General features: G+C 63.3%; 25 protein-coding genes and 1 pseudogene. 8 read left to right on the forward strand and 18 right to left on the reverse strand.

Annotation, left to right across the window (positions count from 1 at the left end; translation table 11 throughout):
• The first annotated feature begins 3 nt into the window (after window positions 1–3).
• Genes argH through AC1DWF_RS08240 form a run of 3 tightly spaced genes read left to right on the forward strand, consistent with a single transcriptional unit; the run spans window position 4 to window position 3,466 of the window.
• On the forward strand, window positions 4–1,518 hold the full coding sequence (argH, locus tag AC1DWF_RS08230) for an argininosuccinate lyase (protein WP_476785850.1): 1,515 nt from the start codon (window positions 4–6) through the stop codon (window positions 1,516–1,518).
• On the forward strand, window positions 1,518–2,555 hold the full coding sequence (locus AC1DWF_RS08235; protein WP_476841590.1) for an ABC transporter ATP-binding protein: 1,038 nt from the start codon (window positions 1,518–1,520) through the stop codon (window positions 2,553–2,555). Before argH ends, AC1DWF_RS08235 begins: the two co-directional genes overlap by 1 nt.
• Entirely contained in the window at window positions 2,552–3,466 is a 915-nt protein-coding gene (locus AC1DWF_RS08240) for a carbohydrate kinase family protein (protein ID WP_476788927.1), read from the forward strand. The genes AC1DWF_RS08235 and AC1DWF_RS08240 overlap by 4 nt, the downstream gene beginning before the upstream one ends.
• A gap of 33 nt (window positions 3,467–3,499) precedes the next feature.
• Here AC1DWF_RS08240 and pcaF read toward each other — a convergent pair whose 3' ends face one another.
• The 10 genes from pcaF to AC1DWF_RS08290 all read right to left on the reverse strand — a co-directional run bounded on the left by pcaF (window position 3,500) and on the right by AC1DWF_RS08290 (window position 13,977).
• On the reverse strand, window positions 3,500–4,702 hold the full coding sequence (gene pcaF, locus AC1DWF_RS08245) for a 3-oxoadipyl-CoA thiolase (protein WP_476788928.1): 1,203 nt from the start codon (window positions 4,700–4,702) through the stop codon (window positions 3,500–3,502).
• The gene (locus AC1DWF_RS08250; protein WP_476788929.1) at window positions 4,699–6,678 is read right to left on the reverse strand and encodes a 3-hydroxyacyl-CoA dehydrogenase NAD-binding domain-containing protein; all 1,980 of its coding nucleotides are present in this window, start codon (window positions 6,676–6,678) and stop codon (window positions 4,699–4,701) included. The genes pcaF and AC1DWF_RS08250 overlap by 4 nt, the downstream gene beginning before the upstream one ends.
• A gap of 6 nt (window positions 6,679–6,684) precedes the next feature.
• The gene (locus tag AC1DWF_RS08255; protein ID WP_476788930.1) at window positions 6,685–7,080 is read right to left on the reverse strand and encodes a RidA family protein; all 396 of its coding nucleotides are present in this window, start codon (window positions 7,078–7,080) and stop codon (window positions 6,685–6,687) included.
• Window positions 7,073–7,489 (reverse strand): acyl-CoA thioesterase, encoded by a 417-nt coding sequence (locus AC1DWF_RS08260; RefSeq protein WP_476841591.1) that lies wholly within the window; start codon window positions 7,487–7,489, stop codon window positions 7,073–7,075. Before AC1DWF_RS08260 ends, AC1DWF_RS08255 begins: the two co-directional genes overlap by 8 nt.
• Before the next feature lie 11 nt (window positions 7,490–7,500).
• On the reverse strand, window positions 7,501–8,694 hold the full coding sequence (locus tag AC1DWF_RS08265) for an acyl-CoA dehydrogenase family protein (RefSeq protein WP_476788932.1): 1,194 nt from the start codon (window positions 8,692–8,694) through the stop codon (window positions 7,501–7,503).
• A 3-nt stretch (window positions 8,695–8,697) separates the two neighbouring features.
• Window positions 8,698–9,528, reverse strand: a complete 831-nt coding sequence (locus AC1DWF_RS08270; protein ID WP_476788943.1) for an enoyl-CoA hydratase family protein — start codon at window positions 9,526–9,528, stop codon at window positions 8,698–8,700.
• Between the two features lie 42 nt (window positions 9,529–9,570).
• Window positions 9,571–10,023, reverse strand: coding sequence for a cupin domain-containing protein (locus tag AC1DWF_RS08275; RefSeq protein ID WP_476786295.1), 453 nt, complete (start codon window positions 10,021–10,023; stop codon window positions 9,571–9,573).
• A gap of 101 nt (window positions 10,024–10,124) precedes the next feature.
• On the reverse strand, window positions 10,125–10,916 hold the full coding sequence (locus AC1DWF_RS08280; protein ID WP_476786296.1) for an SDR family NAD(P)-dependent oxidoreductase: 792 nt from the start codon (window positions 10,914–10,916) through the stop codon (window positions 10,125–10,127).
• Window positions 10,913–13,240, reverse strand: coding sequence for a bifunctional salicylyl-CoA 5-hydroxylase/oxidoreductase (locus AC1DWF_RS08285; RefSeq protein WP_476788933.1), 2,328 nt, complete (start codon window positions 13,238–13,240; stop codon window positions 10,913–10,915). The genes AC1DWF_RS08280 and AC1DWF_RS08285 overlap by 4 nt, the downstream gene beginning before the upstream one ends.
• Window positions 13,241–13,428: 188 nt before the next feature.
• Window positions 13,429–13,977: a cysteine hydrolase family protein gene (locus tag AC1DWF_RS08290; RefSeq protein ID WP_476786386.1), complete on the reverse strand. Its 549-nt coding sequence runs from the start codon at window positions 13,975–13,977 to the stop codon at window positions 13,429–13,431.
• Between the two features lie 103 nt (window positions 13,978–14,080).
• Here AC1DWF_RS08290 and AC1DWF_RS08295 point away from each other — a divergent pair.
• Window positions 14,081–15,054: pseudogene (locus AC1DWF_RS08295) on the forward strand (GlxA family transcriptional regulator).
• Window positions 15,055–15,069: 15 nt separating this feature from the next.
• On the opposite strand, the gene AC1DWF_RS08300 reads toward AC1DWF_RS08295, so the two are convergent.
• The 3 genes from AC1DWF_RS08300 to AC1DWF_RS08310 all read right to left on the reverse strand — a co-directional run bounded on the left by AC1DWF_RS08300 (window position 15,070) and on the right by AC1DWF_RS08310 (window position 17,436).
• Window positions 15,070–15,594 carry a MarR family winged helix-turn-helix transcriptional regulator gene (locus AC1DWF_RS08300; RefSeq protein ID WP_476786385.1) on the reverse strand — a complete coding sequence of 175 codons (525 nt, stop codon included), beginning with the start codon at window positions 15,592–15,594 and terminating at the stop codon, window positions 15,070–15,072.
• A gap of 97 nt (window positions 15,595–15,691) precedes the next feature.
• Window positions 15,692–16,660 (reverse strand): pyridoxal-phosphate dependent enzyme, encoded by a 969-nt coding sequence (locus tag AC1DWF_RS08305; RefSeq protein ID WP_476804320.1) that lies wholly within the window; start codon window positions 16,658–16,660, stop codon window positions 15,692–15,694.
• Window positions 16,657–17,436 (reverse strand): GntR family transcriptional regulator, encoded by a 780-nt coding sequence (locus AC1DWF_RS08310; protein WP_476786810.1) that lies wholly within the window; start codon window positions 17,434–17,436, stop codon window positions 16,657–16,659. The genes AC1DWF_RS08305 and AC1DWF_RS08310 overlap by 4 nt, the downstream gene beginning before the upstream one ends.
• A 151-nt stretch (window positions 17,437–17,587) precedes the next feature.
• Between AC1DWF_RS08310 and AC1DWF_RS08315 the strand changes: the two genes are divergently transcribed.
• The 4 genes from AC1DWF_RS08315 to kynU all read left to right on the forward strand — a co-directional run bounded on the left by AC1DWF_RS08315 (window position 17,588) and on the right by kynU (window position 21,614).
• Window positions 17,588–18,574 carry an ABC transporter substrate-binding protein gene (locus AC1DWF_RS08315; RefSeq protein ID WP_476788935.1) on the forward strand — a complete coding sequence of 329 codons (987 nt, stop codon included), beginning with the start codon at window positions 17,588–17,590 and terminating at the stop codon, window positions 18,572–18,574.
• 65 nt (window positions 18,575–18,639) lie between these two features.
• A complete protein-coding gene (locus tag AC1DWF_RS08320; RefSeq protein WP_476788936.1) occupies window positions 18,640–19,419 on the forward strand; it encodes an ABC transporter ATP-binding protein in 780 nt (259 codons plus the stop codon).
• Between the two features lie 5 nt (window positions 19,420–19,424).
• Complete coding sequence (locus AC1DWF_RS08325) at window positions 19,425–20,348, forward strand: ABC transporter permease (protein ID WP_476785289.1); 924 nt, start codon at window positions 19,425–19,427, stop codon at window positions 20,346–20,348.
• Window positions 20,349–20,366: 18 nt separating this feature from the next.
• On the forward strand, window positions 20,367–21,614 hold the full coding sequence (gene kynU, locus AC1DWF_RS08330; protein ID WP_476785288.1) for a kynureninase: 1,248 nt from the start codon (window positions 20,367–20,369) through the stop codon (window positions 21,612–21,614).
• 54 nt (window positions 21,615–21,668) lie between these two features.
• On the opposite strand, the gene AC1DWF_RS08335 is transcribed toward kynU, so the two are convergent.
• From AC1DWF_RS08335 to AC1DWF_RS08355, 5 genes are all read right to left on the reverse strand, one after another.
• On the reverse strand, window positions 21,669–22,355 hold the full coding sequence (locus AC1DWF_RS08335) for an ABC transporter ATP-binding protein (protein ID WP_476788937.1): 687 nt from the start codon (window positions 22,353–22,355) through the stop codon (window positions 21,669–21,671).
• Window positions 22,352–23,101 carry an ABC transporter ATP-binding protein gene (locus AC1DWF_RS08340; protein WP_476841592.1) on the reverse strand — a complete coding sequence of 250 codons (750 nt, stop codon included), beginning with the start codon at window positions 23,099–23,101 and terminating at the stop codon, window positions 22,352–22,354. The genes AC1DWF_RS08335 and AC1DWF_RS08340 overlap by 4 nt, the downstream gene beginning before the upstream one ends.
• Window positions 23,094–24,065, reverse strand: a complete 972-nt coding sequence (locus AC1DWF_RS08345; RefSeq protein WP_476785285.1) for a branched-chain amino acid ABC transporter permease — start codon at window positions 24,063–24,065, stop codon at window positions 23,094–23,096. The genes AC1DWF_RS08340 and AC1DWF_RS08345 overlap by 8 nt, the downstream gene beginning before the upstream one ends.
• Before the next feature lie 8 nt (window positions 24,066–24,073).
• Window positions 24,074–24,994 carry a branched-chain amino acid ABC transporter permease gene (locus tag AC1DWF_RS08350; RefSeq protein ID WP_476788939.1) on the reverse strand — a complete coding sequence of 307 codons (921 nt, stop codon included), beginning with the start codon at window positions 24,992–24,994 and terminating at the stop codon, window positions 24,074–24,076.
• A 164-nt stretch (window positions 24,995–25,158) separates the two neighbouring features.
• Window positions 25,159–26,079, reverse strand: a 921-nt coding sequence (locus AC1DWF_RS08355) for an ABC transporter substrate-binding protein (protein WP_476841593.1), incomplete at its 5' end; no start/stop codon positions are given.

The following is a 26,079-nucleotide window of genomic DNA, read 5'->3' on the forward strand; positions in this document are numbered from 1 at the left end:
GACATGCCTGAACTGAACCCCAAGCTCGCCGACAAGAGCGTCTTCCCCAATCCTGTCTACAAGGAAACGGTGCTGAAGCCGCTGTTCGACGGCGCCAAGACCCACCATGTCGACGGCTTCCGCGCCATCGACCGGGCGCATCTGGTGATGCTGACCGAGACCGGCATTCTCGAAGCCAAACAGGCCTCGGCCATCGCCGGCGCGCTCGAAGCCATCGACCGCGAGGTCGATCCATCCACGCTCGTCTATACCGGCGAAGTGGAGGATTTCTTCTTCCTCATCGAAAAGGAACTAAAGGCCCGCCTCGGTGCCGACGTTGCCGGGCGCCTGCACACCGCACGCTCGCGCAACGACATCGACCACACGCTGTTCAAGCTTGGCCTCAAGCAGCGCATCGACGCGCTGATGGTCAAGGCGCGACATCTGCTGGGCGCGATGATCGATGCGGCCGATCGCGAAAAGGCGACGCTGATCGTTGCCTATACGCACGGCCAGCCAGCACAGCCCTCGACTTTCGGGCATTATCTGGCAGCAGCCATCGAGGTGCTGGTCCGCGACATCGAGCGCTTCGAAGAGGCGCGAAAAATCGTCGACCTGTCGCCGATGGGTGCCGCCGCCATTACCACGTCGGGCTTTCCGATCGACCGTCAGCGCGTCGCCGATCTGCTCGGCTTTGCCGCGCCCTTGCGCAATTCCTACAGCTGCATTGCGGCATCGGACTACATCACCTCGACCTATTCAGCGATCGAACTGATGTTCCTGCACCTCGGCCGCCTGATCCAGGACTTCCAGTTCTGGACGAGCTTCGAGGTTGGCCAGGTCTATGTGCCGAACGCCTTCGTGCAGATATCGTCGATCATGCCACAAAAGCGCAATCCCGTGCCGATCGAGCATATGCGCCTGCTCGCCAGCCAGACGATGGGCCGGGCCCGTACGGTGCTTGGTGTCATCCACAACACGCCGTTCACCGACATGAACGATAGCGAGGGCGAGACCCAGTCGATGGGCTACGAAGCGTTCACCGCGGCTTCGCGCGTGCTCGACCTGCTTGCAGCCTTCATCGATGCGATCCGCATCGATCCCGAGCGAGTTGCCGAGAATATCCGCCGTTCCTGCATCACCATCACCGAACTTGCCGACTCGTTGGTCCGTATCGAAGGCCTGTCCTTCCGCGAGGCGCATGAGATCGCGGCAACCGTTGCCAAGTCAGTGGTTGCGGCGGGCGGCGGGCTTGCCAAGGACGGCTACGGCCCGTTCCTCGATGCTTTCAGGCATTCGACCGGACGCGAACCGACCTTTGGCCGCGACAAGTTCGAAGAGATCGTCTCGCCAGAGCATTTCGTGGCCGTGCGTGACCGCTTCGGCGGCCCGGCACCGGCACCGATGGCCGAGGCGATTGGCGTCTACAGGAAGAAGGCAGCGGCATTTGAGGCCGTTGCTAAGGAACATGCCGGGCACGAGGCGAAAGCCGCAAAAGAACTCGGTGAGAAATTCAAGGCACTGGCAGGGGCGCTCTGATGGCGACGATCGAACTTGAAAAGCTGGTCAAGCGCTACGGCAAGGTAGACGTCGTCCAGGGCATCGACCTTGAAATCGCCGACGGCGAATTCGTCGTCTTCGTCGGGCCTTCGGGCTGCGGCAAGTCGACGACTTTGCGCATGATCGCCGGCCTCGAAGACATCTCAGGCGGTACGCTGAAGATCGGCGGCGAGGTAGTCAACGAGCGCGATCCCAAGCAGCGCAACATCGCCATGGTGTTCCAGAACTACGCCATCTATCCGCATTTGACCGTGCGCCAGAACATCGGCTTCGGGCTCTACACCTCGAAACTGTCCAAGGCGGAGAAGGACAAGCGGATCGAAGAGGCAGGCCGTATCCTTGGCCTTGAAAAATATCTCGACCGGCGCCCTGCGGCCCTGTCCGGCGGCCAGCGCCAGCGCGTCGCCATCGGCCGCGCCATGGTGCGCAACCCCTCGGCCTTCCTGTTCGACGAGCCGCTGTCCAACCTCGATGCGCAGCTGCGCGCCCAGATGCGCATCGAGATCAAGCGGTTGCACCAGAAGYTCAAGACAACGACCGTCTATGTCACCCACGACCAGGTCGAGGCGATGACCATGGCCGACCGCATCGTTGTCATGAAGGACGGCCATATCCTTCAGGTGGGCACGCCGACCGATCTCTACGAAAATCCGGTCGATGTCTTTACCGCCCGCTTCATCGGCAGCCCGTCGATGAACCTGGTTCCGGGCCGCAAGAACGGCAAGGGCGTCGAACCGTCGGCCGGCGGCGACATCCTGATCGGCGTGCGCCCGCATCAACTGACGGCGGCAATCGAAAAAGCCGAAGGCGGCCTCGAACTCACTGGTACGGTGACGGCGGTTGAACCGCTTGGACCTGAAACGCTGGTGCATCTCGATGTCGACGGCAATGCTGTGATTGCCACCGCACCAAGCAAGTTCATTCCGGCGACGGGCAGCAAGCTGACCTGCCGCGCGGCACCGGGCAGCCTCTATCTCTTCGACGCCAAGACCGAGAAGAGCCTGGGCCGGCAATGACTTCTGGAAATGCCAAGCATCCGGCGGTGCTCAGCATCGGGCGGATTTACTGCGACCTCATTTTCACTGGACTGGCGTCGCTGCCTGAGCCGGGACGTGAAGTGTTTGCGCAAGACATGAAGATGGCTGCCGGTGGCGGTGCGTTCATCGCGGCTGCCCACATGGCCCATGCCGGCCGCAAGGTAGCACTGGTGGCGCGCCTTGGCACCGACTCGCTGTCTTCAGGGATCGAGGCCGAGCTTGGCGCAAGCAATGTCGATCTTCGCTTTGTCGAGCATTCGCCGGGTGCGGGGCCGCAGGTCACCGTCGCCTCGGTGATCGGCAACGACCGTGCGTTCCTGTCGCGGCGCGCCGGTACGGCGCTTCCGGCGACACTTGAGGCTGCGCTCGACTGGAGCGATGCCGGGCATCTGCACATCGCCGAATACGCGACCTTACACGAGATCCCCGATCTGGTGACCCGGGCCAAGGCGAAAGGGCTGACCGTGTCGCTCGACCCAAGCTGGGACGAGACGCTGATCTACGAGGCCGAGCTGCTCGAACGCTGTGCCGGCGTCGACATCTTCCTGCCCAATATGGAAGAGGCGACAGCGATCACGCGCGAAAACGATCCGATCGCAGCGATCGAGATCCTGTCCAAGGCCTTCCCCGTGGTTGCCCTGAAAGCAGGCGGCGAAGGCGCATGGCTGAAGGCCAATGGCCAGTTGCTGCACCGGCGGGCCGAAGAGGTTCCGGTCGTCGACACGACGGGGGCGGGCGACGCCTTCAACGCTGGCTTCATCGATGCCTGGCTTTCCAGCCAGTCCGAGGAAGCCTGCCTTGCCGCCGGCGTCACCTATGGCAGCCTTGCCGTCCAGGCGGCAGGAGGCTCGGCGATCCTGCGCCAGCCGCAGCGTCGGGCTGCGGGCTGACGACGCCAAATCGCCGTAGCGAGGAACAACTCGCTACGGTCGGCTGATCAGCAGCGAAATACCCTGGCCGACGCCGATGCACATGGTGGCGAGCGCGCGCTTTGTGCTCTGCAAATCAAGTTCCAACGCCGCCGTCAGCACGAGGCGTGCACCCGACATGCCGAGCGGGTGACCAAGCGCGATGGCGCCGCCATTCACATTGACATGGGCCGCGTCGTCGGCGAGGCCAAGCTCGCGCATGCAGGCCAGCGACTGCGCGGCGAAAGCCTCGTTGAGCTCGATAATATCGATGTCGGCGATGGTCAGCCCACTGCGTTCCAGAAGCTTGCGCGTCGAGGCGACCGGACCGATGCCCATGACGCGGGGGGCTACGCCAGCGGTGGCCATGCCGTCGATCTTGGCGAGCGGTGTCAGGCCGTAGCGTTCGACCGCGCGGGCTGACGCGACGATCACAGCCGCGGCACCGTCGTTGACGCCCGAAGCATTGCCGGCTGTCACTGTGCCGCCGGCGCGGAACGGTGTCGAAAGGCTGGCGAGTTTTTCGATGGTCGTTTCGCGCGGATGCTCGTCATGCTCGACGACAGTCGCTTCGCCCTTGCGCCCTTTGATGGTGACAGGAGCGATTTCACGGGCAAACCGCCCACTCTTCTGGGCAGCGGCGGCGCGCGCCTGGCTGCGCAGGGCAAAATGGTCCTGATCGTTACGCGAAATGGAAAATTCCGCCGCGACGTTTTCGGCCGTCTCCGGCATGGAATCGATGCCGTATTGTTTTTCCATCAGTGGATTGACGAAACGCCAGCCGATGGTGGTGTCGAAGATCTCGGCGCTGCGCTGGAACGCACTCGTCGCCTTCGGCATGACAAAGGGCGCGCGCGACATGCTTTCGACGCCGCCGGCGATGATGATGTCTGCTTCGCCAAGCTTGATGGCGCGCGCGGCATAACCGACAGCGTCGAGGCCGGAGCCGCAGAGCCGGTTGATGGTCGTCCCAGCCACCGTCTCCGGCAGGCCCGCAAGCAGTGCGGCCATGCGGGCGACATTGCGGTTGTCTTCGCCGGCCTGGTTGGCACAGCCGAGCACGATCTCGTCGATCTGGTCGGTGGAAATGGCGGGCAGTCGCGCCAATGCCTCACGGATGGCATGGGCAGCAAGATCGTCAGGGCGCACGGATGCAAGCGCGCCGCCATAGCGGCCGATCGGGGTGCGGACGCCGCCGACGATATAGGCTTCGCTCATGGCTTTGCGTCCTTGTGCGTTTCGGCGGCGACCATCGGCCCGCCCTTGTGGGCCGGGAAGCCGTAGCCGTTGATCATCACCAGATCGATGTCGCTCGAACGCGCGGCGACACCTTCAGCGAGCAAGGCAGCGCCTTCATCGGCCATCGCCTTGAGCAGCCTTGCGATGATCTCATCAGGAGTGAAGCTGCGCGGGGTAATGTTCCTGGCCGCGCGAGCGGCTTCGATCAGCGCCGTCACCTCGGGATCGACGGCCCGTTCGCCACTGGAATAGTCGTACCAGCCGCGCCCGGTCTTGCGGCCGAAGCGCCCCGCTTCGCACAACCTGTCGGCGATTTCGACATAACGTGCCCGGGGATCGCGGGTCGCGGCCTGGCGCTTGCGCCGTGCCCAGGCGATCTCGAGGCCTGCCATGTCGTAGACGGCGAAGATGCCCATCGGAAAGCCATAGGCTTCGAGCGCGGCGTCGATTTCGTGCGGTGCAGCACCGTCCTCGACCATGAACTCGGCCTCGCGGCGGTAGGCGGAAAAGATGCGGTTGCCGATGAAACCTTCGGTGACGCCGCATACGACCGGCAACTTGCCCAGCTTCTTGGCGAAGGCCAGCGCGGAAGCGAGCACGTCGGGTGCGGTCGCCTTGCAGTCGACGACCTCAACGAGGCGCATGATGTTGGCCGGCGAGAAGAAGTGGAGGCCGACAACGCGCTCGGGATGAGCGGTCGCGGCGGCGATTTCGTCGGGGTTGAGGTAGCTGGTGTTGGTGGCGAGGATCGCATCCTGCCTGACGATGCCGTCGAGCCGTTGGAACAACTCGGTCTTGACGGTGAGATCGTCGAACACCGCCTCGACGACAAGGTCGGCGGCGGCGAGTTCGCTGGCGTTGTAGGTCACCACGAGCCGGCCAAGGCATTCGTTGCGAACTGTCGGTGAAAGACGCCCTGACTGGACCGACTTGTCGAGGATGCCCGCGATGCCCTCGCGCCCCTTTTCGGCGGCTTCGACCGTCTGCTCGACGCCGATGACACGATAGCCCGATGTGAGTGCCGCAACGGCGATGCCCGCGCCCATCAGTCCGGTGCCGACGATGCCGACAGTCTCGATCTTGCGCGGCGTGATGTTGTCGAGCTTTTCGACCTTGCCGGCTGAACGTTCGGCGAAGAACACATGGCGGAGCGCTGCGGATTCCGCGGAATCGCGCAGCCGAACGAAGGTCGCGCGCTCGTCGGCGAGGCCTTGCCTGAGGTCGACCTGTGCGGCTGCCTTGACGAGGCGGACGGCCTCGGCGGGCGCGGCCTGGCCGCGTGCCTTGGACAGGATCTTTTTCGCTGCGGCATCGACGGCCGCCGGTTCGGTGGCTGGGACTTCCAACAGGCCGGTGCGGCGCAGCGGCGCGCTGGCGAGATCGTGGACGAGGCTGAGCGCTGCGTCGAGATGATCGTTTGAAACGCCATCGACAAGACCGAGTGTCAGCGCTTCGGTCGCCTTGACCGCACGGCCGCTGCCGATCAGGTCGATCGCGGCGACGGTGCCGATCAGGCGCGGCAGGCGCTGGGTGCCGCCGGCGCCCGGCACAATCCCAAGCTTGACCTCGGGCATGCCGAAGCTCGCTTTGTCGCCGGCGATGCGGCCATGGCAGGCGAGCGCGATTTCGCAGCCGCCGCCGAGCGCGGCGCCATTAACCGCAGCGACCACCGGCTTGCCGAAGCCTTCGATGCGCTCGATGACTTCGGGCAGCGACGGTTCGACCGGGGGCTTGCCGAATTCCCTGATGTCGGCGCCGCCGACAAAGGTTCGGCCAGCGCCTGTGATGACGATGCCGACCACTATGCTCGATGCGGCGGCGTGGTCGAGCGCCTTGACCAGCCCCTGGCGGACATGCGCCGAAACCGCATTGACCGGCGGATTGTCGATGGTGACGACAAGCACGCCGTCGCTCAAGCTGCCCGTAACGCTCTCGGAAAACCGCGTCGCGCTCATATGGCCTTACTCGGGAATGACGGCGGTGGCCTGGATCTCGATCTTGGCGCGGTCCTCGACCAGCGCCACGACCTGCATGGCGGCCATGGCCGGGAAATGCCGGCCGATGACGTCGCGATAGGCCTGTCCAAGGCCGCGCAGGTTTTCGGTGTATTCCTTCTTGTCGGTGAAATACCAGGTCATCGTGGTGATGTGGTGCGGCTCGGCACCGCCGGCGCGCAGCACGGCGACGACGTTTTCAAGCGTCTGACGCACCTGGCCGACGAAGTCGTCGGTCTCGAATTCGCAATTGCCATTCCAGCCGATCTGGCCGCCGACGAAGACCGTGCGACCGCTGGCTGCGACGCCGTTGGAGTAACCGATCGGCTTCGCCCATCCCTCGGGCTGCAGGATTTCATGCATCTGATGTCTCCAGAAGTTTTTCGAGCGCGGCACGGATGTCGTCCGGCCAGGCGAGCGATTTGTGGGTGTCGAGCGACGTTGCAACGACGCTGTGGCGAGCGCTCCAGAGCAGGGTGCCTGCCGCCGAAATTTTATGCTCCAGGTCAAGCGAGGAGCGGCCGACCCGGCGAACCGCAAGCTCGAAATCGAGCGTGTMGCCGTGGAAGCCGGGATGGACGAAGGTGAGATCCAGCCGCACGGTTGGCGTGCCGATGCGTCGCTCAGTGATCAGCTCTTTCCACGGCGCGCCGACCGAGCCGAAAAACTCCTCCAGAACCCCCACGAGGATGTTCAAATAGGAGGGGAAATAGGCGATCCCGGAAGGGTCGCAGTCCCCGAAACGCAGCGGCCGGCTGGTGCGGAAGGTCAAGGTTGCGCCCTCTACTTCGCGGCCTTCATCAGCTCACGGCCGATGATCAGCTTTTGCACTTCTGTTGCACCCTCGTAGATGCGCAGCGCGCGGATTTCGCGGTAGAGCCGCTCGGTGATCTCACCGACGCGCACGCCGCGCCCGCCAAACATCTGCAGCGCCTGGTCGATGACCCACTGGGCGTTTTCCGTCGCCGTCATCTTGGCCATGGCGGCCTCGCGGGTGATCGGCAGTTTCTGCACGTCGCGCCGCCAGGCGGTGCGCACGGTCAAAAGCGAGGCGGCGTCGATTGCCGTTGCCATCTCGCCCAGCGTGCTCTGCGCGGTCGGCAGGTCGGCCAGTGTCGCGCCAAACATTTTTCGCGACTTGGCGTGTGCGACAGCTTCGTCGAGCGCGCGGCGAGCGAAGCCGAGCGCTGCGGCAGCCACCGACGGACGGAAGATATCGAGCGTGCGCATGGCGATCTTGAAGCCTTCGCCCGGCGCGCCCAAAAGCTGCGACGCAGGGATACGGCAGTTGTCGAAGCGCACCCGGGCGAGCGGATGCGGCGCGATCGTTTCGATGCGCTCGGCGATCGAAAAGCCCGGCGTGTCGGCGAAGACGACGAAAGCCGAAATGCCGCGTGTGCCCGGCGCTTCGCCGGTGCGGGCGAAGACCGTATAGACATCGGCGATGCCGCCATTGGAAATGAAGATCTTTTCGCCGTCGAGCACATAGTCGTTGCCGGCGCGGGCAGCGCTGGTGCTCATCGCCGCGACGTCCGAGCCGGCGTCCGGCTCGGTCAGCGCGAAGGCCGAGATCAGCTCGCCACGAGCGATCTTGGGCAGGATCGCCAGTTTGAGTTCGTCCGATCCCGACAGGCTGATGGCGCCTGTACCCAGGCCCTGCATGGCGAATGCGAAATCGGCAAGGCCGTCGGCATAAGCGAGCGTTTCGCGGATCAGGCAGAGCGAGCGGCTGTCGATTTGCTCCGACACACCGCCAAATGCCGCCGGCACGCAATGCCTGAGGATGCCGGCAGCTCCCAGTGCAGGGACCAACTTCTTGCAGGCCGCATAAGCGTCGGCATGGTCGATCCCATCAAGTCCGCCGCCCGCGACAAAGCCGTCGAGTTCAACCGCGAGCGCGCGGTGGCTGTCGGCGAAAAACGGCCAGTCGAGGTGATCGCGGGTCGGATTTCCCACCGGCGCCGAATGCGAAGCCATGGCTCAGTTCCCCTTGAATTCCGGCTTAGTCTTGGCGGCGAAGGCTTCGAAGGCGCGGCGGAAATCGCCAGTCGCCATGCAGATCGCCTGGGCCTGCGCTTCGGACTCGATCAGCTGGTCGATGCCCATCGCCCATTCCTGATCGAGCATCTTCTTGGTCATGGCGTGCGCGAACCACGGACCGTCGGCAACGGTACGGGCGAACTTCTGCGCCTCGGCAAGCAGGTTCGGGCGTTCATGCAGCGCGTTGTAGAAGCCCCAGTTGTGACCTTCGGCGGCGGACATCGAACGGCCGGTGAACAGAAGCTCGGCGGCGCGGCCCTGGCCGATGATACGCGGAAGGATACCGCAGGCGCCCATGTCGGCGCCGGCGAGGCCAACCCTGGTAAACAGGAAGGCGGTCTTGGCCTCGGGCGTGGCGACGCGGAAGTCGGCCGACATGGCAAGGATCGCACCCGCACCGGCRCAGATGCCGTCGACGGCCGCGATGACTGGTTGCGGACAGGTGCGGATCTGGCGGACCAGATCGCCGGTCATGCGGGTGAAATCGAGCAGGTCGGGCATCGACATGCGCGTCAGCGGCTCGATGATGTCGAAGACATCGCCGCCGGAGGAGAAGTTGTTTTCGGCCCCGGTCAGAACGACGGCGCGCACGTCGCTGGCGCGTGCCAGCGAACGGAACAGATCGGTGAGTTCCTCGTAGCTTTCGAAGGTCAGCGGGTTCTTCTTCTCCGGACGATTGAGCGTGATGGTGGCGACCCGGCCGTCGGCATCGGTCTCAAACAGGAAGTGCTTGGCCTTGTGGTCCTTGAACGGACGCTTCTTGTCCTGCATCGGGTTGGTCACGGATCGCTCCTGTCGCTATCTTTGGCTTGCTTAGTCGTTCGCTGACGGTGGAAGGAAATCCACTTCATGCGCGGCAGAAATCTTCACGACCTCTTCGGGATCGCCGAGGTTGTCGAGCTTGCTGAACAATTCCTCGAGCATCCCCGCCGGAGAAACCCAAAACAGCGCCCGCGTCGGCTTGTCGGATTTATTGAAATAGCCATGCGGAATACCGCGCGGCATCCGCACTAGATCTCCAGCCTTGGCTTTGAACCATTGGCCGTCGAGCTTCAGATCGAGTTCGCCTTCCTGCACCAGGATAAATTCATCCTGCGTCGGATGGATATGCACGGGAACGAACTGACCAGGCGCGCTGTTTGTTTCAAAGGCGAATGTCGCGTCGCAAATCGCTTTCGGAAAATAGATCTGACCGAGAATGTTCCACTGCTTACCCTCAAAGCCGTGACCGTCGCGCGTAATTCCCTTTTCGAGATTTCCTGCCATGTCTACCTCCCCGTTGATTAGGTTTGCCTGGTATCAATTCCTGTTTGCCGGACCTGCAAAGATGCGAGCGGCGTCAGCACCATTTCCCGTAGCCTGCCTGCTCACCCTCCCAGTATTTCGCCGCCGGCGACCGGGATCGCCTGGCCAGTGATGGCGGTTGCCTTTTCGGAGGCGAGCCAAAGCACCGTGTTGGCAACTTCCTGCGGCGTGACCAGTCGTCCCTGCGGGTTGGACCGGGCAAGGCTTGCACGCGCTTCATCCGCCGTGCGGCCTGTCTTGCCGCTGATCGTTTCGACGGCACCGTCGAGCAGAGGTGTGTCGGTGAACCCAGGGCAGACGGCGTTGACGGTCACGTCAGTGCGGGCGAGTTCGAGCGCCAAGGCACGCGTCATGCCGATCACGCCATGCTTGGAGGCGCAGTAGGCGGAGACGTAGGGATATCCGGTCAGGCCGGCAGTGCTGGCGACATTGATGATGCGGCCATTGCCGGCGCGTTTGACCGAGGCAAGTGCTGCCTGTGTGACCAGGAACGTGCCGGTCAGATTGATGCCGATCACCCGGTTCCACATCGCAAGGTCGGTCTTGTCGAACGGCGCCGACGGCGCTTCGCCGGCACAGTTGACCAGCACGGCGATGTCACCCGCCTGGGTCACGGCCTTGGCGATGCCTGCCTCAACCGACTGTGCGTCGGTGACGTCAAAGCTATCGTGTACAAAGGCTTCGCCGCCAGCGGCAGCGATCTCGGCGCAAACGGCTTCAAGTGGGGCCGCGCGTCGCCCGCACAGGCTGACGCGCAGGCCATCGGCCGCCAACGCCAGCGCAATGGCGCGGCCGATGCCGCTGCCTGCGCCGGTGACTAAAGCGTGACGCCCGTTCTTGCCCCGATTGCTCATGCCTTGCCTGTGGGTGCGGCTGCCGCGGCGCGGGCGAGGTTGTTCACATATTGCGCGCGGGCCGAATGATACTGCTTCGGCCAGGCCTGTTCAGCGTAACCGATCTTCGCCGCTTCATGCATGACGAAGGACGGGTCGGCGAGATGCGGACGGGCGACGGCGCAAAGATCGGCGCGGCCGGCAGCGATGATCGAATTGGCGTGGTCGGCCTCCGAGATCGCACCCACGGCAATCGTCGGCACCTGGATCTCGTTGCGGATCTTGTCGGAGAACGGTGTCTGGAACAGGCGGCCATAGACCGGCTGCTCTTCCTTCACCACCTGGCCTGACGAGCAGTCGATCATGTCGGCGCCGGCTTCCTTGAACATGCGCGCGAAGATCGCTGCGTCCTCGGGCGTGTTGCCACCCTCGTACCAGTCGTGAGTGGACAGACGCACCGAGATCGGCTTGTCTTGCGGCCACGCCGCACGGACAGCGCGGAACACTTCGAGCGGGAAACGGGCGCGGTTTTCGTGGCTGCCGCCATATTCGTCGTCGCGCAGATTGGTCAGCGGCGACAAGAAGCTCGACAAGAGATAGCCGTGGGCTGCGTGCAGTTCGAGAATGTCGAAGCCAAGTTCGGCCGCCATCTCGGTGGAGCGGACGAAATCGGCTGTTACACGATCCATGTCCTCCCGGGTCATTTCGCGCGGCATGTCGGAATGCTTGAGGTAGGGCAGGGCGGATGCCGAAATCAAAGGCCAGCCGCCTTCGATCACCGGCTGGTCGATGCCTTCCCAAGGAACCCTTGTCGCGCCCTTGCGACCGGCATGTCCGATCTGGATGCCGATCTTGGCCGGTGTCTGGTGATGGACGAAATCGACGATGCGCTTGAAGGCCTGCGCCTGCTCGTCGTTCCACAGGCCAAGGCAGCCGGGCGTGATGCGCGCGTCTGGCGACACGCAGGTCATCTCGGGGAACACAAGGGCCGCGCCGCCCATGGCGCGCGAGCCCATGTGGACGAGATGGAAGTCGTTGGGCAGGCCGTCGGTCGCCGAATACATCGCCATCGGCGACATCACGATACGGTTCTTCAGCGTCAAGCCGCGAATGGTGAAGGGCGTGAACATCGGCGGCGGCACCGAACCGTTGGGCGCGGGAACGACACCGGCACGCTCGGCGAACCAGCGCTCGTAGCCCTCGAGCCAGTCCTTGTCGCGCAAGCGCAGGTTTTCATGGCTGATGCGCTGCGAGCGCGTCAGCATCGAATACATGAACTGCTCGGGCTCCAGCGTGTCGGCATAACGCGTGCCGACGACCTCGAACCACTCCATCGCATTGCGTGCGGCGTTCTGGATGCGGGCAACGTCGACGCGACGCACGTCCTCATAGGCTTCGAGCACGGCCGGAATGCTGGCCTTGTCGTGGCCGAAGATATCGAATTGGCGGGTCAGTTCTATGGCGTCGTCGATGGCGAGCTTGGTGCCCGAACCGATGGCGAAATGTGCGGTGTGCGCGCTGTCGCCCATCAAAACGACATGGCTTTGGCCATTGAAATGGCTCCACTTGTCGCAGATCAGGCGGCCGAAATTCAGCCAGGCCGAGCCGCGCAGATGGCGCGCATTGGTCATCAATTTGTGGCCTTCGAGCGTGCCGGCAAACAGCTTCTCGCAGAAGTCGATGGACTGGTCCTGGTCCATCTCGCCGAGGCCATGCGCCTGGAACACGTCGTCGGTGGTCTCGACGATGAAAGTCGAGGTGTTTTCGTCGAAGCGATAGATGTGAGCCTGGAACCAGCCATGCTCGGTCTTTTGGAAATCGAAGGTGAAGGCGTCGAAACGCTTGTCGGTGCCGAGCCAGATATAGCGGTTGGGCCGCATCACCATGTCGGGCTTGAAGATATCCGCGTATTTGTGGCGGATGCGCGAATTGATGCCATCCGCGGAAATGATCAGGTCGGCGTCGGGAAAATCCTGGTCGCCCTGAACGTCGGTTTCGAAGACCAGCTCGACGCCGAGTTCGAGGCAACGCTCCTGCAGGATGTTGAGCATCTTCTTGCGGCCGATGCCGACAAAGCCGTGACCGGTGGTGCGGATCTTGCGGCCCTTGAACACCAGCTCGATGTCGTCCCAGTGGTTGAAGGCGACCTCGATCGTCTCGGCGGTTGCCGGATCCCACTGGCGCATCGACTGCATGGTGGCATCGGAGAAGACCACACCCCAGCCAAAGGTGTCGAAGGGGCGGTTGCGCTCGACAACGGTTACCTGATGCTCGGGGTGCTGCTTCTTCATCAGGAGCGCGAAGTAGAGACCAGCAGGCCCACCACCAATACAGACAATGCGCATGCCGTTCTCCTCCGCAAACCGTGCGGTCCCGGCGGGCGCGGCTCGCCCAACCTTGACCATGGAGGCAGCATGGACGCTTTCGAAAAGAACTTCAAGCTTAAAGTTATTTTTGGACATGGCGGCCCCCGACCGCTGGCGAAATGCGCTGGCGACCGGGCCGAAAGGTTAAGGGCCAAGCCCTGCAGATGCTACCGGGTAAGGAAGGTGGCGGTGTCGACGATCTCGCCATAGGCAAAGGCCAGCGCGGCCATGACGGCGGCGTGGACCTGCGCTGCCGGCACGGTCGCGCCGCCAAACTCCAGGTCACGCGTGGCGCAGGCGTCGTGGACGACGGTCGTCTTGTAACCGAAGTCCGATGCTGCCCGGGTCGCGCCTTCGATGCACATGTGGCTCATGGCGCCGACGATCACCACTTCTTCAACGCCGCCGGCGTCGAGTGTCTCTTTCAGGTCGGTGCCGCGAAACGAATTGACGAAATTCTTGGTGATGACCTTCTCGCCGTCGGCCGGGTGCACGGCGACATTGATCTCGATGCCGGGGGTTGCTGGCGCAAAGATGGGGGCATCTTCAGACAGCGATAGGTGACGAACATGGATGACCGCATCGCCCTTGGCGCGCGCCGCCGCGATGACGCGGGCGGCGTTTGCCGTTGCCTGCTCTATGCCAACGAGCGGAAACCTGCCGGCTGGAAAATACTCGTTCTGGATGTCGATGGCGATGATTGCGCGCTTGCTCATGTCCCGTTGCCTTTGCTGTTGGGAAGATGTTGCGTGAAAGATGCTATGGATTATGGTGCCGGCCTATTGGCGATATCGACATAACCAGGGGCGATTCCGACAAATGGCTGAAGGCGACGTGATCGAGATCGGGCTGCTGCTTTATCCCGGCGCACAGATGTCAGCGGTGCTCGGCATGACCGACCTTTTCGACCTCGCCAACCGCACTGCCCGGCGCAAGAGCCGCGATACGCCGCCGCCTACTCTCCGCGTGTGCCACTGGCAGGCCGAACAACCGGGGATGCCGCCAGCGAGGGTGTTCGATACCCATCCCGACGCATCGAGCGTTCCCGCCGTGTTTGTCGTGCCACCGGCGCTCGGCGACCCGATATCACCCGAACTCGCCGCACCGCTGGCGCACTGGCTGCGCGATCGCCACGGCGCGGGCGGAGTGCTGGCGTCAGTCTGTGCGGGGGCCTTCCTGCTTGGCGAGACCGGTCTTTTGGCAGGGCGGGCAGTGACCACCAACTGGGTCTACGACGATGCATTCCGCTTGCGCTTTCCCAGGCAAAGCTCGATACCGACAGGCTGGTCATCGACGATGGCGACATCATCACCGCTGGCAGCCTCATGGCCTGGACCGACCTCGGCCTCAAGCTCGTCGACCGCTTCCTCGGCCCGACGGTGATGGTCGAGACGGCTCGGGTGCTGGCTCTCGATCCGCCCGGGCGCGAACAGCGTTATTACAGTGCCTTCGCGCCACGCCTCAGCCATGGCGATGCTGCCATACTCAAGGTGCAGCACTGGTTGCAGGCGACCGAAGCCAAGGATCTGAGCCTTGCAACGCTCGCTGCTCTGGCGGGACTCGAGGAGCGGACCTTCCTGCGCCGTTTCCAAAAGGCGACCGGACTGACGACGACGGATTACGGTCAGCGGGTGCGCGTCGGCAAGGCGCGCGAATTGCTCCAGTTCACCACGCAGTCCGTCGACAAGGTCGCCTGGGAGGTCGGCTACGGCGACCCTGGTGCATTTCGCAAGGTCTTCACGCGCATCGTCGGGCTGACTCCGAGCGACTACCGCGCCAGGTTCCGTGCATAGGTTAGCGCGATTTGATCATGCACCCTTGGCGAGGGAAGCGACGACCGAGCGCTTGAGCTTGGCAAGTTCGTCGAGCAGTACAGCGCCGTCTTTCGGCGCCAGATTGCCGAACAGGTCGGCGATCCAGTCGGCATGGGCTGCCGCCATCTTTTCGAACTCGGCGCGGCCGAAGGGCGTAAGCGCGATGATCTGCACGCGGCGGTCGGTCGGCGATGTGGTACGGCTGATATGGCCGCTTTCGGCAAGCCGCTCGACGAGCACGGTGATGTTGCCGGGCGACACCATCATGCGCTTAGACACTTCGCCAAGCACCATGCCGTCCTGGGCGCGTTCGAGCTGGGCCATCAGGTCGAAGCGGGGCAGGGTGGAATCGAATTCTTCGCGCAGGCGCCGGCGTATCTCGGTCTCAACCAGCGTCGAGCACGTCAGCAGGCGTAGCCACAGCCGAAGTTCGGTACCGTGATCGGCGGGCGCTTCCTGCACCTTGGTCTCGCCGTCGACCCATGCGGTGGCGTTCGCCGTTTCTTTGCGTTCGTCCATCTCTGCCCGGTCTTTCCTCAGCTGGCGAACCAGATAGCAGTCCGGTCCGGACAGGCTTTGTAGAGCCGTTTCACTGGGTCTTACAAGCTTGAAAGATTCAAGGTGCGGGAATGCCGCCGGCAAGCACCGTGGCGTAGGCCTGGGCGTCGATGTTGCCGCCAGAGATGACACAAACGACGTTGCCTCTAGCATGCTCGCTCGAAAGGGCTGCTGCGAGCGAAGCGGCGCCAGCGCCTTCGGCGACGATCTTGCCCTTGGAAAACAGCAGTCGCATGGCCTCCGTCACCTGCTCGAGGCTGACGGTCACAGCGCCATCGATCAACTCACTTGCCACCGGCCAGAGTTGCGGCACCAGCGACGGCCCCCCGATGCTCTTGATGAAAGAGGGGCGCGTTTCGATTTCGACGATATGCCCCGCTCCAAGAGCTGCCGTCACGGGTGCTGCGTTCTCGTCTTCGACAGCAAGCACCTTTGCCTCGGGCAGCAACGCCTTGACGGCACTGGCGACGCCAGTGGTCATGCTCCCGCCGCCATATGGGGTGAGCACGACGTCGACCTCAGGCAAATCCTCCAGAATCTCCATGCCGATCGAGCCGCTGCCAGCCAAAACGGCCTGGTCGGTCACCGGATTGACCAGCAGTTCAGGAAAATCCGGACGGTCAGCGCCGATGATGTATTGCCACCAGGTTTCCATGGAAATGAACCTGACGTCGCCGCCGAGGCGGCGCACGCCGTCGATCTTGGTCTGCGGCGCGCCGGCATACATGTAGGCAGCCATAGGCACGCCGAGCTTGTTTGCCGCCCAGGCCATGCCATAGGCCATGTTGCCGGAACTGGTGGTTGCTACCCCATTGCGCAAGGTATCGGCATCACGCGACAGAAGCGCATTTAGCGCGGGCCTGAGCTTGAAAGCGCCAATCGGCGACAGCGTTTCGAGCTTGAGGAAGATTTGCCGGTCAGGCAGGCCGAGATCGAGCCGCACAAGCGGCGTGCGCGGAATGTATGGCGCAATCCGCGCGCGTGCGGCGGCGATCTCGTCGAGGCTCGGGCGATAGGGAACATTCATTCGGCCGCCGACCTTGTTCTCAGGCTGCCGGCGCGCGCGGCGTGCTTGTTTCCGCTGTAATCCTCTGTGTGGACATAGACATGCAGCGTATAGCCTATGTGGTCGATCATCAGGGCCTTCGCTTTTTCCAGGTCGCGGTCGAGCGCTGCTTCCATCAGTGCGGTGTGGGGGCCGATCGACTGCGCTTCGCTAAGCGCTGCCATGGCTTCTTCATAGCCCTGCTTCTGGCCTTCGGCCGCCCGCAATGTCGGTGCTAGCCCGAGAAAACGATGATGGCGGCGCAGCTGGTCGGAAATGGTCGAGCGGAAGTGCAGCAACCAGTTGGACGTGGCCGCACTCAACAGTGCCGAGTGGAACGCCTGGTGCTTTTCATCCCAGTCGTCGACGGCAGCGTCGGAAGGGTCCTCGGTCGCCGTCTTGCAGCGCGACAGCCTGTAATGAGCAGTGACCACGGCCTCTTCCCAGTCGCTATCGCCCTTTTCGATCGATTCCAGCAGTAGCGGCAGCTCGACCACCATTCTGGCGCGTGCAAGGTCTTCGAGCTCGGCCCGCGAGACCTGCGCGACGGCGAAACCGCGATTGGAAATCGCCGTCACCAGACGTTCGGCTTCTAGCCGTGACAGCGCTTCGCGCAACGGCGTCCAGCCGACGCCATAGCCAGTGCGCAGTGCGCTCAGCTTCAGCGGCGCGCCGGGCATCAGGCGGGTGGTCAGGATATCGCGCCGCAGCAGCCGATAGGCCGCTTCCGTCTTGGTGGAGTGCTCGTCGTCCTGCATCGCTGTCCATCCGTGTCTGCCGCAAAAATTATATATCATGGGAGCGCGTGGCAAGAATTATATATAATGTTTGACAGACCTCTTGCGACTGCTCATGATTGCCCCATGCCGCCGTTCAGTGAGCGGTGCTTGTCAAATCTGGGAGGAATAGATGAGAAACTTGAAGTCCGGTCTGCTGTCGGGTCTGGTATTTGCCGGTGCGCTCGCCGTCAGCCTTGGCGCCGCCGTCGCCGATCCGATCAAGATCGGCATTGCCAATTTTGGCGAGCACCCACAGCTGAACGCAGCCATCGCCGGCTTCAAGAAGTCGCTGGCTGAAAACGGTTTCGTCGACGGCAAGGACGTCGTCTACACCGAAAGCCACACCAATTTCGACGCGTCGCTGGTGCCCCAGATGATCGCCAAGCTGCAGGCAGAGCAGCCCAAGCTGTTGTACACCATCACCACCCCGGTTTCGCAGATCGCCAAGAAGGCGCTCGCTGGCTCGGGCATTCCGGTCGTCTTCGCAGCGGTGACCGATCCGGTCGCGGCCAAGCTGGTTCCCTCGTGGGAAGCCGGCGATGACGGCATGACCGGCGCGACCGATCTGCAGGACGTCGCTGCCGTGATGGCGTTCACCAAGAAGCTGCTGCCCAATGCCAAGCGCTTTGGCGTGCCTTACAATCCGGGCGAAGCCAATGACGTCGCCCTGGTCGAAAAGATCAAGGAAGCCGCACCTGCCGCGGGCTTCGAAGTCGTTGAAGTCGGCATCGACAATGTCAACGACATCCAGCAGCGCATCGCATCGCTCGCCGGCAAGGTCGACGTGATCTACGGCCCGACCTCGAACCTGATCCAGCCGGCGATCCCGGCAGTGTCCGCAGCAGCGCGCCAGGCCGGCATCCCGGTCGTCAATGCCGACGACAATGCCGTACGCGAGGGCGTCGTTCCGGCAAGCTTTGCGGTGAACTACGAGCAGGTCGGCGTCAACGCCGGCAAGATCGCCGCCGAAATCCTGAAGGGCAAGGACCCCAAGGCCATCGCGCCTTCACGCCCGGCCTATGAGGACCATGCCGCGATGATCTCGAAGAAGGCGATGGCGGCATTCGGCATCGAAATCCCGGCTTCGCTGGCCGATTGCGGCTGCATCGTCGAGTAATCTTCGGCTTCGTCAAAAACAGGTGGCGGCGTCTTTGACGCCGTTACCTCTTTCGGGAGGGACGGATGCTCGAAATCCGATCTGCACGTAAAGTTTTCTACAAGGGCCAGGCCGACGAGAAGGTCGCGCTGGACGGCCTCAGCCTTAAGCTTGCCACCGGTGAATTCGGCGTCGTCATCGGCTCCAACGGTGCAGGCAAGAGCAGCATGCTCAATGCCATTTCAGGCGCACTTGTACTCGATTCCGGTCAGATCCTCATCAATGGCGACGATGTATCGGATATGCCGGTCCACAAGCGCGCGATCCGTTTGGCGCGCGTCTTCCAGGACCCGATGAAGGGCACCGCCGCCTCGATGACGGTTGCCGAAAACATGCTGCTCGCTGATCTGCGCTCCAAGAAGCGCACTTTGCGCCAGGGCCTCAATCCGACCCGCCTGGCCACCTACAAGGAACGCCTTGAACTCCTTGGGCTCGGCCTTGAAAATCGCCTCGACACCCGCGTCGAACTGCTTTCGGGCGGCCAGCGCCAGTCGCTGTCGCTGATCATGGCGGTTGGCGGCTCACCGGATCTGCTGTTGCTCGACGAGCATACCGCAGCGCTTGATCCGCGCACCGCCGACATCGTCATGAAGGCGACCGTGCGTGCCGTCGAGGCGCTGAAGCTCACCACTTTGATGGTGACTCACAACATGCAGCATGCCGTCGATTTCGGTCACAGCGTCATCATGCTCGACGCCGGCAAGCTCCGCCTCGAAATCTCCGGCGAGGAAAAGGCCAAGGTCACTGTTGTCGACCTGATCGGCCATTTCTCCGTGAAAACCGACCGCATGTTGCTGGCGAGCTGATCATCATGGACTTTATCCAGACTGTTTTCACGAGCTTCGTCGCGCTCATTCCCGTCACCCTGGCGCAGAGCCTGATCCTTGCATTCGTCGTGCTCGGCATCATGATCCCGTTCCGTACGCTCAACTTCCCCGACCTCACCAGCGAAGGTGCGTTTCCGCTCGGTGGCTGCGTCTGCGGCGTGCTTCTGGCGTCTGGCGCTTCACCGCTGACGGCGATTGCGGTTGCGCTGATCGCCGGCTTCCTTGCCGGCTGCTGCACTGCCTTCATCCATCTGCGTTTCCGCATCCACACGCTGCTCGCTGGCATCTTGATGATGACGATGCTCTACAGCATCAATCTGCGCATCATGGGCAAGTCGAACCTTTCTGTCTTCGGCGCGCCCACCGTGTTCGACTGGGCACCGTTCGTCCAGCCGGGCTTCCCGGCGGCCAAGATCATCGTGGCTGGCCTGATCGGGGCCATCGTCTTCATCCTGCTCAACATGTTCTTCAAGACCGAGAAGGGCACAGCGATCCGCGCGGTCGGCGCCAACCCCGACATGGCCGAAGCACAGGGCATCAATGTCTGGGTCGCTACCATTGGCGGCGTGGGCCTTGCCAGCGCGTTTTCGGCAACCAGCGGTGCGCTGATGGTGCAGAGCCAAGGCTTTGCCGACGTCAATATGGGCCTCGGCATCCTCATCAACGGCCTTGCCGCGCTGATGATCGGTGAAGCCATCGTCGGCAAGCAGACCGTGCTGCGCCAACTCGCGGCGCCGTTTGTCGGCGCTGTCGTCTACTACCAGCTGGTGTCGTTTTGTCTGGCGGCAGGCATGCCGCCCCCCGACCTGAAGCTCGCCACCGGACTGTTCGTGCTCGCCATGCTTGCTCTGCCGAGCCTGCGTCGCAGCCGGGGACCGGCACAAGCACGCGAAACCATTCGCGAATAATCAAGGATAGCCCGCATCATGACTGCAATTCCTGATCTCGCCGCGATCGAGGCCATGGACGCTGCCGATCCGCTGCGTTCGATGCGCGACCGCTTCATCTTGCCGGAAGGGGTGATCTATCTCGACGGCAATTCGTTGGGGGCTGCTTCGCACGCTGCCTTCAGCGAGCTCCAGGCGGCCGCGTCCAAGGAGTGGGCGCARGACCTGATCCGGGCCTGGAACACCGCCGGGTGGTTCGACATGCCGACCGAGCTCGGCGACCGGATCGGCCGCCTGATCGGCGCCGCACCCGGCCAGACGGTTGTCTGCGACACCACCTCGACCAACATCTACAAGATTCTTCATGCAGCACTCGCGCTGCGGCCTGACCGCTCGGTCATTGTCGCCGAGGGCAACAGCTTCCCGACCGACCTGTACATGGCCGAGGGCGTCGCTTCGACGCGGGCTGGCACCGTGTTGCGTCTCGAAGGCGTCGATGCGCCCAGCATCGAAGAGCTGATCGACGAAAATGTCGCTGTGGTTCTGGTTAACCACGTCAACTACAAGTCGGGCGAATTGCGCGACATGGCGGCGCTGACCAGGAAGGCGCATGCAGCTGGCGCGCTGATCGTCTGGGACCTCTGCCACACGGCCGGCGCCCTGCCGGTCGACCTCGACGGGGCCAATGTCGATTTCGCCGTCGGCTGCACCTACAAATACATCAATGGCGGCCCCGGCGCGCCGGCCTTCATCTATGTGGCCACCCGCCATCTCGCCGATGTCCGCCAACCGCTGAGCGGCTGGTGGGGCCACGCGCGGCCCTTTGCATTCGAGCAGGGTTATGCGGCCGATGCCGGCATCCGCCGGTTTTTGTGTGGCACCCAGCCGATCCTGACGATGCGCGCGCTCAAGGGCGCGCTCGACATCTGGGACGACGTCGACATGACGGCGCTCAGGACAAAAAGCATCGCCTTGACCGATCTGTTTATCCAGCTGGTCGAAGCGAAATGCGGCGCCTATGGCCTCGAGCTCGAAAGTCCCCGCGACGGCACCAAGCGCGGCAGCCAGGTTTCGTTCGTCCATCCGCACGCCTATCAGGTCATGCGGGCGCTGATCGAGCGTGGCGTGATCGGCGATTTCCGGGCGCCGGCAACGGTCCGCTTCGGCTTCACGCCGCTCTATGTCGGTTACAAGGATGTCTGGAAGGCAGTGGAAGTGCTCGAGGACATCATGCGCACCGGCGCGTGGAAGGACGAGCGTTTCGCCGTCAAGTCGGCGGTGACGTGAGCGACCAGAGTTAGGCTAGAGAGATTGTGAAAAGGGCGGCTGAGCCGCCCTTTTTCACACCCCGAGATAGCGGTCCTGAACCTCTGATGTCAGCGCATCAGGCGTGCCTTCGAACACCGTCACACCCTTCTCGAGCACGAAGCAACGGTCGGCCACCGGCAGCAGTTCGGCAAGCGTCTTGTCGACGACAAGGATCGACTGTCCGCTCGCCTTGAGCTTGCGGATCGCCGCCCAGATGTCGTGGCGGATGACAGGGGCAAGTCCCTCGGTCGCCTCGTCGAGAATGAGCAGGTTCGGATTGGTCATCAGCGCGCGGCCGATCGCCAGCATCTGCTGTTCGCCGCCCGACAGCGTGTTGGCATATTGGTCGCGGCGTTCACCGAGACGCGGAAACAGCTCGACCACTTTTTCCAATGTCCACTCGCTGCCGCGTGCTGCGGCAAGCAGGTTCTCCAGCACCGTCAGATTGGGAAAGCAGCGCCTGCCCTCCGGCACCAGGCCGAGGCCCAGGCGCGCGATGCGGTGCGGGCGCATGCCGGCGACCTGGCGGCCACCAAAGCTGATCGAGCCCGAGCGCGGTTTCGCAAGACCGAGGATCGAATTGATGGTCGTCGTCTTGCCCATGCCATTGCGGCCCATCAGTGCCACGACCTCGCCCTCCCTGACGTCGAGCGAGACGCCAAACAGCGCCTGCGATGCGCCGTAGAAGGTTTCGACTCCCTTGAGTTCGAGCAGGCTCACGCGGCTTCTCCGAGATAGGCCCGGCGCACTTCGGGATCGTTGCGGATCTCGTCCACCGTGCCGGTGGCGATGACGCGGCCATAGACGAGGACCGAGATGCGGTCGGCGAGCGCGAACACCGCGTCCATGTCGTGCTCGACCAGAAGTATCGGCGCTTCGCGGCGCAGGCCGTCGAGGAACTTTGTCAACGCTTTCGAGCCTWCAGGCCCCATGCCGGCCATAGGTTCGTCGAACAAAAAGGCCTTGGAGCCAAGCGCCAGCGCAATTGCGATTTCAAGCTGTCGGCGTTCGCCATGCGACAGCTCGGCGGCGGGCACGTAAGCGCGCCCGGAAAGGCCGACGCGCTCCAGCATCGCCATGGCCGGTTCGGTCAGGCTCTTGTCGTTCATGACTGGACGAAAAAAATGAAAGCTCGTTCCCTGACGCGCCTGCACGGCCAGCATCACGTTGCGCAGGGCGGAAAACTCCTGCGCCAGCGACGATATTTGGAAGCTGCGGCCGAGGCCGAACCGCGCACGCGCCGCCATGTCGAGCCCGGCCATATCCTGGCCGAGAAAGCGAATGCTGCCGCTGTCGGGCCGCAGCGATCCCGAGATCTGGTGGATCAGCGTGCTTTTGCCCGCACCATTGGGGCCGATCAGGGCATGGATTTCGCCCGGCCTGAGATCAAGGCTGACGCCGTCGGTGGCCTTCAGCGCGCCGAAGGTCTTTTTGAGGTCGCGGATTTCGAGGACCGGCTCAGCCATGACGTGCCTTTCCAGCCAACAGGCCAAGCAGGCCACCGCGCGCAAACAAAACGACGCCGAGCAGGATCAGGCCTAAGAAGAACTGCCAGCGCTCGGTGATGCCGCCAAGCGCGAACTCAAACAGCACGTAGAGCATCGCACCCGCGACCGGGCCGAACAGCCGACCCTTGCCGCCGAGGATGATCAAAACGATGAGCTCGCCCGACATCTGCCAGGACAGCATCGAGGGGCTGACGAAACGGTTGAGGTCGGCAAACAGCGCACCGGCGAGGCCCGTGACCATGGCCGAGATGGCGAAGGTAACAAGCCTGATGTTGAAGGGCGCGATGCCGACGGCGGACAGCCTGGTCGCGTTCTGCCGCGCCGCCTGCAATGCGGCGCCGAAGCGCGAGCCACGCAGAAGCCAAAACAGGCCAAGTGCCGCCATCAGCACGACATAGCAGATCAGGAAATAGGGCAGGGGCTGCGCCGTATTCACGCCAGGAAAAGTGTTGCGGACATAGATCGACAGCCCGTCCTCGCCGCCATAGGCAGGCCAGGAAATGGCGAAGTAGTAGATCATCTGCGCGAAGGCGAGGGTGATCATGATGAAATAGACGCCCGTCGTGCGCAGGCTGATCACGCCGATCGGCAAGGCGACAAGACCGCAGACCATGATCGCCACCAGCCAGATCACCGGCATCGACGTCGTGCCTTGGATGCCAAAGAACAGCGGTTCGGCGTTGAAGGCGTGGGTCGCCAGGATGCCGGCGGCATAGCCGCCAAGACCGAAGAAGGCGGCGTGGCCGAAGGACACCAGCCCACCGAGCCCAAGGGCGATGTTGAGCCCGACGGCGGCGAGCGCGAGGATGGCGATACGCGTGGCAAGCGTGACGTAGAATTGCTCGCCCATGGCTGTCGCRCCGAGCGGGATCGCCAGCAACAGGAGCGCCAGCAGAATGTTGACGATGGTTTCGCGGCTCATGGCGGCCCTCACGACTGCGCCGCAAACAGGCCGCTCGGCCTGAAAGCGAGGATCAGGGCCATGACGATGTAGATCAGCATGGAGGCGAGCGAGGCACCGATCAGTCCCGCCTGGGCCGCCGGCATCATCAACGCCAGCGCTTTGGGCAACAGGAAACGACCCATCGTGTCGACGAGGCCGACGAGGATGGCGCCGAACAGCGCGCCCTTGATCGAGCCGATGCCACCGATGACGATGACCACGAAGGCGAGGATGAGCGCTGGCTCGCCCATTCCGACCTGCACCGATTGCAGCGCACCGACCAAAGCGCCGGCAAGGCCAGCAAGGGCGGCACCGAGCGCGAATACCACGGTGTAGAGTGTGCGGATGTCGACACCGAGGGCCGCGATCATCTCGCGGTCGGACTCGCCTGCGCGGATGCGCATCCCAAGGCGGGTGCGCGAGATTAGCAGATAGAGCCCGACAGCAACCGCGATGCCGACGCCGATGATGGCGAGGCGATAGAGCTGGTACTGGCCACCGCCTGGCAGGGGCACAGCACCTTGCAGCAGCGGCGGAATGTCGAGATAGAGCGGGAACGAGCCGAACAGCCAGCGCGTGCCTTCCGAAAAGATCAGGATCAGCGCAAAGGTCGCCAGCACCTGGTCGAGATGGTCGCGCTCATAAAGCCTGCGGATCACAAGGATTTCCATTATCGCGCCTGCGGCTGCCGCGGCGATCAGGCTCGCCACCAGACCGATCCAGAACGAGCCGGTGGCAGCAGCGACCGCGGCGCAGGCAAAGGCACCGACCATATAGAGCGAGCCATGGGCGAGGTTGATCAGGCCCATGACGCCGAAGATCAGCGTCAGGCCGGCGGCCATGAGGAACAGCATCACCCCGAGCTGCAGCCCGTTGAGAATTTGCTCGATCAGAAGTGCAATGGACAAGGGATGCTTTCGCTGACTGGATTTAAGGATGCGACGAAGACGCCTCCCTCTCCCCGTTTACGGGAAGAGGGTAAGGGTGAGTGGCAGCTCTGGACGTGCGGACGTATGCGCCGCCCCACATCCGCCTGCCGGCTCCTTCTCCCCGCACGCGGGGAGAAGGAAGCTCACATCTTGCACTGGTCGGCGTAGGCGTCCTTGTGGTCTTCGAAGGCGGTGGCGATGATCTTGTTGGTCAAGACGTCGCCTTCCTTCACCACTTCGCGAACATAGATGTTCTGGACCGGGTGGTTGTTGGTGTTGAAGGTGAACTCGCCGCGAACCGACTTGAAGTCGGCAGCCTTGAGGGCCGCGCGGAACGCGTCCTTGTCCTTGACGCTTGCCTTGGACAGCGCCGACAGGATCAGGTTCGCGGTATCCCAGCTCTGGGCGGCATAGATCGAGGGCAGGCGATTATACTCGGCCTTGAAGGCTTCGACGAACTGCTTGTTGGCCTCGTTGTCGAGGTCCTTGGACCAGCTTGCCGAGTTCTTGACGCCAAGCGCCGCGTCGCCAACCGCAGGCAGAATGTCCTGGTCGAAGGAGAAGCCTGGGCCCATGACCGGGGTGTTCACGCCCGACTGGGCGTACTGCTTCATGAAGGAGATGCCCATGCCGCCGGGCAGGAAGAAGAACACCGAGTCGGCGCCGGAATCGCGGATCTGGGCGATCTCGGCGGCGTAGTCGGTCTGGCCAACCTGGGTGTAGACCTCACCCGCCAGCTCGCCCTTGTAGTAGCGCTTGAAGCCGGTCAGCGAATCCTTGCCGGCGGGATAGTTGGGGGCGAGGATGAAGGTCTTCTTGTAGTCCTTGTTGGCGTATTGCCCCATCGCCTCGTGGAAGTTGTCGTTCTGGTAGGCGACGTTGAAATAGTTCTTGTTGCATTTGGCACCCGCCAGCGCCGAGGGGCCGGCATTGGGCGACAGGTAGATGACGTCCTGTGCCACGGCATTGGGCACCACCGCCATGGCGAGGTTCGACCAGATGATGCCGGTGAGCAGGTCGACCTTGTCGCTCTGGATCATCTTTTCCGCGAGCTGCACGGCAAT

The sequence above is a fragment of the Aminobacter sp. P4_D5 genome, from assembly GCF_056401815.1.

Excerpts from the sequence above, each read along its gene's own strand:
- argH (WP_476785850.1), top strand. The coding sequence starts at position 4 with ATGCCTGAACTGAACCCCAAGCTCGCCGACAAGAGCGTCTTCCCCAAT.
- AC1DWF_RS08240 (WP_476788927.1), top strand. The coding sequence starts at position 2,552 with ATGACTTCTGGAAATGCCAAGCATCCGGCGGTGCTCAGCATCGGGCGG.
- pcaF (WP_476788928.1), bottom strand. The coding sequence starts at position 4,702 with ATGAGCGAAGCCTATATCGTCGGCGGCGTCCGCACCCCGATCGGCCGC.
- AC1DWF_RS08250 (WP_476788929.1), bottom strand. The coding sequence starts at position 6,678 with ATGAGCGCGACGCGGTTTTCCGAGAGCGTTACGGGCAGCTTGAGCGAC.
- AC1DWF_RS08255 (WP_476788930.1), bottom strand. The coding sequence starts at position 7,080 with ATGCATGAAATCCTGCAGCCCGAGGGATGGGCGAAGCCGATCGGTTAC.
- AC1DWF_RS08265 (WP_476788932.1), bottom strand. The coding sequence starts at position 8,694 with ATGGCTTCGCATTCGGCGCCGGTGGGAAATCCGACCCGCGATCACCTC.
- AC1DWF_RS08275 (WP_476786295.1), bottom strand. The coding sequence starts at position 10,023 with ATGGCAGGAAATCTCGAAAAGGGAATTACGCGCGACGGTCACGGCTTT.
- AC1DWF_RS08280 (WP_476786296.1), bottom strand. The coding sequence starts at position 10,916 with ATGAGCAATCGGGGCAAGAACGGGCGTCACGCTTTAGTCACCGGCGCA.
- AC1DWF_RS08285 (WP_476788933.1), bottom strand. The coding sequence starts at position 13,240 with ATGCGCATTGTCTGTATTGGTGGTGGGCCTGCTGGTCTCTACTTCGCG.
- AC1DWF_RS08290 (WP_476786386.1), bottom strand. The coding sequence starts at position 13,977 with ATGAGCAAGCGCGCAATCATCGCCATCGACATCCAGAACGAGTATTTT.
- AC1DWF_RS08300 (WP_476786385.1), bottom strand. The coding sequence starts at position 15,594 with ATGGACGAACGCAAAGAAACGGCGAACGCCACCGCATGGGTCGACGGC.
- AC1DWF_RS08305 (WP_476804320.1), bottom strand. The coding sequence starts at position 16,660 with ATGAATGTTCCCTATCGCCCGAGCCTCGACGAGATCGCCGCCGCACGC.
- AC1DWF_RS08310 (WP_476786810.1), bottom strand. The coding sequence starts at position 17,436 with ATGCAGGACGACGAGCACTCCACCAAGACGGAAGCGGCCTATCGGCTG.
- AC1DWF_RS08315 (WP_476788935.1), top strand. The coding sequence starts at position 17,588 with ATGAGAAACTTGAAGTCCGGTCTGCTGTCGGGTCTGGTATTTGCCGGT.
- AC1DWF_RS08320 (WP_476788936.1), top strand. The coding sequence starts at position 18,640 with ATGCTCGAAATCCGATCTGCACGTAAAGTTTTCTACAAGGGCCAGGCC.
- AC1DWF_RS08325 (WP_476785289.1), top strand. The coding sequence starts at position 19,425 with ATGGACTTTATCCAGACTGTTTTCACGAGCTTCGTCGCGCTCATTCCC.